This is a genomic window from Mesorhizobium sp. M7A.F.Ca.CA.004.06.1.1 (genome assembly GCF_003999135.1).
GTDB lineage: Bacteria > Pseudomonadota > Alphaproteobacteria > Rhizobiales > Rhizobiaceae > Mesorhizobium.
In genome coordinates this window covers 1-5,295 of sequence record NZ_RZPQ01000407.1, presented here as the reverse complement: position 1 = coordinate 5,295, position 5,295 = coordinate 1, and the positions used below count along the sequence as shown (strand labels likewise).

The window sequence follows — 5,295 nt, the reverse complement described above, 5'->3', positions numbered from 1 at the left end:
GGAATCAGACAGCTACAACCATCCGAACGCGGCGATCGAGCCACGCATCCCCGGCATTTTCCAATACTACAGCGCCGCCGAGGACATCCTGGCCAACACTTTCGCCGGCAAGATGAAGGCGCAAGAAGGTGCCGACGCCATCGCGGCGGCCTGGGAGAAGCTGACCGATCAGATCGGCCGCGACAACCAGATCAAGCTCTACAAAGCTTCGCTCGGCATGTAGGCTGGCCTATGAACCGTGGTCCGGCGGCAACGCCGGACCACTTTAGACCGGCTCCGGCTCTTCGAGAGCCTTCAAACGGGCGAGATTTGTGGCTGACCAGACTTCGACCGCGAACCAGTGGCCGGCAGATGCCGGCCCTTCCGATCTGATCTCTCCAGGCCGCAAACGCCTTGGCTGGACGCTGATGGCCGTTGCGACGCTTGGCCTGCTGGCGACGATCGTGCTGGAGATCCTCTACAAGGGCAGCGCCGATACGATCGGCTTCGAGACCTGGCGCCCCGTCGTCTATGCCTATGTGCTGTGGGGCGTGGCGATCGGCGTCGGCCAGGTGCTGACGCGCGGCGAAGACGGCCAGCGTGCCCTGTTCCTGCTGCCGGCGCTGCTGTTCACCATCGCCATGGTGATCTTCCCGACGCTATTCGGTTTCTACATCGCCCTCACCGACTGGAACCTCAGCTCGTTCAGCGGCCGCAAGTTCAACGGGCTCGACAATTTCTGGCAGATGCTGGCCGATCCCTACTACCGCAACGCGCTGTTCAACATGGTGCTCTATGTGCTGGCGGTGGCGGTCGAATATGTCATCGCCTTCGGCCTGGCGCTGCTGCTCAACGCGCAAATCCGGGCGCGAAAATTCTTCCGCGTCGTCTTCCTGATGCCGCTGATGCTGTCCCCGGTCGCGGTGTCGTGGATGATCGGCAAGTCGCTGATGGAATACCGGTTCGGACCGGCAGCAACGCTGGCGCGCCATCTCGGCTGGGAAAATCCCGCCTTCTTCTCCGACCCGATCATCGCGCGCATATCGATCATGATACTGGATGCCTGGACCTTCATCCCATTCATGATGATCATGCTGCTGGCCGGGCTGCAGGCGATGTCGCGCGAGGTGCTCGAAGCCGCACGCGTCGATGGCGCCAATGCGTGGCAGACCTTCTGGCAGGTCACTTTTCCGCTGATGTTGCCGGTGTCGGTGACGGCGGTGATCCTGCGCATCATCTTCAAGTTGAAGCTTGCCGATATCATCATCACCGTGACGTCCGGCGGCCCCGGCGGCGCCACCGATTCCGTGTCGAGCTTCATCTATCGCGAATATCGCGACCGCTCGAATGTCGGCTACGGAACCATGCTGGCGATGGCCTATCTGGTGATCATCGTCGTGTTCGTCACGTGGCTGTTGAAATTCGCCAACCGTTTTGTCCGCAATGTCAATTAAAGCAAGATGGGGGTGAGTTAAGCCCGATGAGCGTTCAGACCACCGAATATGTCGCCTCGGAGATCCGCTCGCCGGCGAGCTTCCTCGCCAGCCGCGTTTTCATCTATGGCGCGCTGGCCTTCTGGGCGTTCATCTGCCTGTTCCCGATCTATTGGACGGTGACAACCTCGTTCAAGACCGCGGTCGACGTCACGCAGGGCCATCTCATCCCCTTCGTCGACTTTCAGCCGGACTGGAAAGGCTGGCGCTCGCTCGGCCTGTCGCCGGACTCGATCTTCCAGACCTCGACGGTGCGCGAGGAGTTCCTCAAGCGCTTCATGAATTCGGTGATCACCTCGGTCGGTGCGTCGAGCCTCGCCATCGTCATCGGCAGCCTCGCCGCCTACGGGCTCACCCGCTATCGCTATCATTTCGCCTGGTTCAAGAACGAGGACATCTCGTTCTTCTTCCTGTCGCAGCTGATCCTGCCGCCGGTGGTGCTGGCGCTGCCCTTCCTGGTACTCTACCGCGAGGTCGGCCTGCTCGACACGCGCATCGGACTGATCCTGCTTTACACGCTGATGGTGCTGCCGATCGTCATCTGGATCATGCGCGACCAGTTCAATTCGATTCCCGTCGAACTTGAGGAAGCAGCCCTGGTCGACGGGCTGTCGATCTGGGGCGCGTTCTTCCGCATCGTCATGCCCATCGCGCTGCCGGGCATGGTCGCCGCCTTTATCCTGGCCATGGTGCTGTGCTGGAACGAGTATTTCTTCGCCGCCCTTTTGACCTCGACCGACGCCAAGACGATCCCCGTCATGGTGGCGAGCCAGACCGGCTCGCAAGGCATCAACTGGTGGTCGATGGCAGCGCTCGCCACGGCAGCCATCGCGCCGCTGGCGGTGATCGGCATCGCGCTTGAGCGCTATCTGATCATGGGCATGACCGCAGGAGCGGTGAAGTAGCAGGGCGGCCCGCTAGGCTGCCAGGATCGTGCGCAGGTGGTCCATGATCATGGCGACGCCCTTCTGCCCAAGCTCGGCCGAAGCATCCTTGGCGCTCGCCGTATACCAGCTCTTGTTGTCGTTGAAGTGAGCGGCATCGACAGCCTCCGGGCATAGCGCCAGCATCAGCGAGGTCTCGCCGATGCCGGCATGATCGAACGGGTACTTGCCGTTCATGTCAGCCGACATCAGCGGATGCACTTGCACCCAGTTGAAGAAATTTTCACCGGTGGCGTGCCCGGAATAGTAGTCGGCCATCGCCTGAGAGCCCCACCAGCCCTCGCCGCGCTCCTTTTCGAGGAAGCGGAAGATCGCCTGGCGGCCGGCGGTCTTGAACGCCAGATCGGTCGGCATGCCGGCGGCAAAGTTCTCGGTCTGGTGGTGGATGATGGCGTGGATGTTGCGAAAGCCGATGCGCAGCAGGCTGTAGAACAGCTCCTCGCCGAACGGCGCCAGCGCATTGCCGCCGACCTGCACCGAGCCGCTGCCTTCCGGGGGCGCCACCGCATAACTCGCAGCACCGTAGTAGAAGGGCGGCAGGATGACGACGTCCTTCTCCTTTTCGAACAGCTCCAGCGTCTTGACGACGGCCAGCGTGTCCATGCCGACGGCCATGTGCTCGCCATGGTATTCGAGCACGCCGAGCGGCAGAGCGACCGGCCAATTCTCGGCGATCGCCCTGCGGATCTGGTGTGGCAGCATCAGTTCGTAGCGCATGATCTATTCCATGTTGGTGTGGCGGGCGCGCATGGCTTCGGGCGACGCCCCGATCAATTCCCTGAGTTTCAGCACCATCACCTCGAACAGCAGGAACAGCGCGCCTTCGAACACCGAGCCCATCGGCAGCACCGATGTCTTCTGCGCCCCCTGATCGTTGGCCATGGTCTGCGCGGGAATGAGTAGGGTGAAGTCCGCGCGCTTCGCCGCGCTGCCTGCGGCCTGGGCGGTCAGCAGGAGATTGGTTGCACCTGCTTGGTGCGCGACCTGCATCAGGGTCAGCACGGTCGAGGTCTCTCCCGGCCCGGAGCTGACCAGGAAGACATCGCCCTGCCCCAGCGGCGGTGTGTTCATGTCGCCGACCACGGACACCGGCAGGCCCAAATGGTAGAGCCGCATGGCAAACCCCTTGACCTGCAAGGCCTCGCGGCCGCAGCCATAGACGACGATCTGTCGCGCGCCGGCCAGCATTTTGCAGGCGGCGTCGATCCGGCTTTCGTCGATGCGGGCCAGCACGCCGCCGAGTTCCTCAAGCGCGGTCTCGAACAGGCTTTTGCTCTTGTCGCTCACCGCGATCCTGCCATCAAAAATCACCCCTGGTATTTGCCGCCCTTGCTGCCACGAACAGCTTGATTTCGTTCATGCTAGCAACCGCGAAAATGCGTGTCCAACCCGCAGCTATGCTTTTGCCTGACCACAGGCGTGATAGTGTCATGTCAGACAAATCGAGCGAGGCAAACGGCAGCATATGAAGACACGGCATTTCGACCGCATCGGCAATGGCGGCATCAGTTTCACCGAGCTCGGCTTCGGCGCGGCGCCGCTCGGCAACCTCTACCGTGCCGTCTCCGACGAGGACGCCAACGCCACGCTGGAAGCCGCGTGGGCGACCGGCTGCCGCTACTACGACACCGCGCCGCTTTATGGACTCGGCCTGTCGGAAACGCGGCTCAACCCGTTCCTGCGCGGCAAGAAGCGCGACGACTATGTGCTGTCGAGCAAGGTCGGCCGCATCATGCGCGCCTGCCCGCCCGAAGAGCGCACCGGCATCGGCAAGTTCTTCGACACGCCGTCGCGCCGCGAAGTGTACGACTACAGCTATGACGGTGTCATGCGCTCGTTCGAGGCCTCGCTTGAGCGCCTCGGCGTCGACCGGATCGACATCCTCTTCGTCCACGATGTCGACATCTTCACGCATGGCAGCAAGGAAGCCTCCGACCGGCGCATCGAGGAGTTCATGCGCTCGGGCTATTACGGCTTGCTGTCGCTGCGCGACCAGGGCGTGATCAAGGCGTTCGGTGGCGGCATCAATGAGTGGCAGGTCGCGCAGACGCTGGCCGAGCGCGGCGACTTCGACCTGTTCCTGCTGGCCGGACGCTATACGCTCCTGGAACAGGAGGCGCTGACGTCCTTCCTGCCGCTCTGCCAGGCACGCGGCATCGGCATCGTTCTCGGCGGCCCCTACAACTCCGGCATCCTGGCGACCGGACCGAAGCCCGGCGCCTACTACAACTACTCGGAAGCGCCGAAGGACATACTCGATCGGGTCGCCGGGATCGAAAACGTCTGCAAGCGTCATGGTGTCAGGCTGATCGAGGCCGCCCTGCAATTCCCGCTGCTGCACCCCTCGGTCGTCTCGGTGATCCCCGGTGGCCAGCGGCCGAGCGAGGTCGAGAGCAATCGCTCGCTGCTCGATGCGAAACTGCCCCCAGCGCTTTGGGCCGATCTCAAGAAGGAAGGTCTGATGCGCGCCGAGGCGCCGACCGCATAAGCCGGCCGCCGTCGCGTCAGCGTCGGGCACAAAAAATGAAAAGCCGGGCAAGCCCGGCTTTTCTGAGGTCTCTGAAAAGAAAAAACGCTTAGTTGACTGCGTCCTTGAGGCCTTTGCCGGCCGAGAACTTCGGCACGGTGCGCGCCGGGATCTTCACTTCGGCGCCGGTCTGAGGATTGCGGCCGGTCGAAGCCGCACGCTTTGACACGGAGAAATTGCCAAAGCCGACAAGCCGGACATCGCCGCCCTTCTTCAGTTCGCCGGTGATCACGGAAAATACCGCATCGACCGCCGACTGCGCGTCACCCTTCGAAATGCTCGCGGCGTCGGCGACAGCGGACACCAGTTCGTTCTTGTTCATAAAAATTCCCTTCCATGAGAACACCGGAAC

6 protein-coding genes and 1 pseudogene are annotated in these 5,295 nt (G+C 62.5%); 4 read left to right on the top strand and 3 right to left on the bottom strand.

The features are described from left to right. The 3 genes and pseudogenes from EN906_RS21865 to EN906_RS21855 form a co-directional block, all read left to right on the top strand. Positions 1-223: pseudogene (locus EN906_RS21865) on the top strand (sugar ABC transporter substrate-binding protein); the annotation flags it as partial. 88 nt (positions 224-311) lie between these two features. Next, positions 312-1,433: a sugar ABC transporter permease gene (locus tag EN906_RS21860; RefSeq protein WP_127273345.1), complete on the top strand. Its 1,122-nt coding sequence runs from the start codon at positions 312-314 to the stop codon at positions 1,431-1,433. A 26-nt stretch (positions 1,434-1,459) separates the two neighbouring features. Further along, positions 1,460-2,377, top strand: a complete 918-nt coding sequence (locus EN906_RS21855; protein WP_127268003.1) for a carbohydrate ABC transporter permease — start codon at positions 1,460-1,462, stop codon at positions 2,375-2,377. Positions 2,378-2,389: 12 nt separating this feature from the next. Here the strand turns inward: EN906_RS21855 and EN906_RS21850 are convergent, their stop codons facing one another. Both EN906_RS21850 and EN906_RS21845 read right to left on the bottom strand, forming a co-directional pair. Then, on the bottom strand, positions 2,390-3,133 hold the full coding sequence (locus EN906_RS21850; protein WP_127268004.1) for a creatininase family protein: 744 nt from the start codon (positions 3,131-3,133) through the stop codon (positions 2,390-2,392). A gap of 3 nt (positions 3,134-3,136) precedes the next feature. Further along, positions 3,137-3,703, bottom strand: a complete 567-nt coding sequence (locus EN906_RS21845) for an SIS domain-containing protein (protein ID WP_127268005.1) — start codon at positions 3,701-3,703, stop codon at positions 3,137-3,139. Between the two features lie 178 nt (positions 3,704-3,881). On the opposite strand from EN906_RS21845, the gene EN906_RS21840 reads away from it, so the two are divergent. Further along, positions 3,882-4,904, top strand: coding sequence for an aldo/keto reductase (locus EN906_RS21840; RefSeq protein WP_127268006.1), 1,023 nt, complete (start codon positions 3,882-3,884; stop codon positions 4,902-4,904). Positions 4,905-4,992: 88 nt separating this feature from the next. Here EN906_RS21840 and hupB read toward each other — a convergent pair whose 3' ends face one another. Further along, a complete protein-coding gene (gene hupB, locus EN906_RS21835) occupies positions 4,993-5,265 on the bottom strand; it encodes a DNA-binding protein HupB (protein WP_127268007.1) in 273 nt (90 codons plus the stop codon). Positions 5,266-5,295 lie beyond the last annotated feature (30 nt).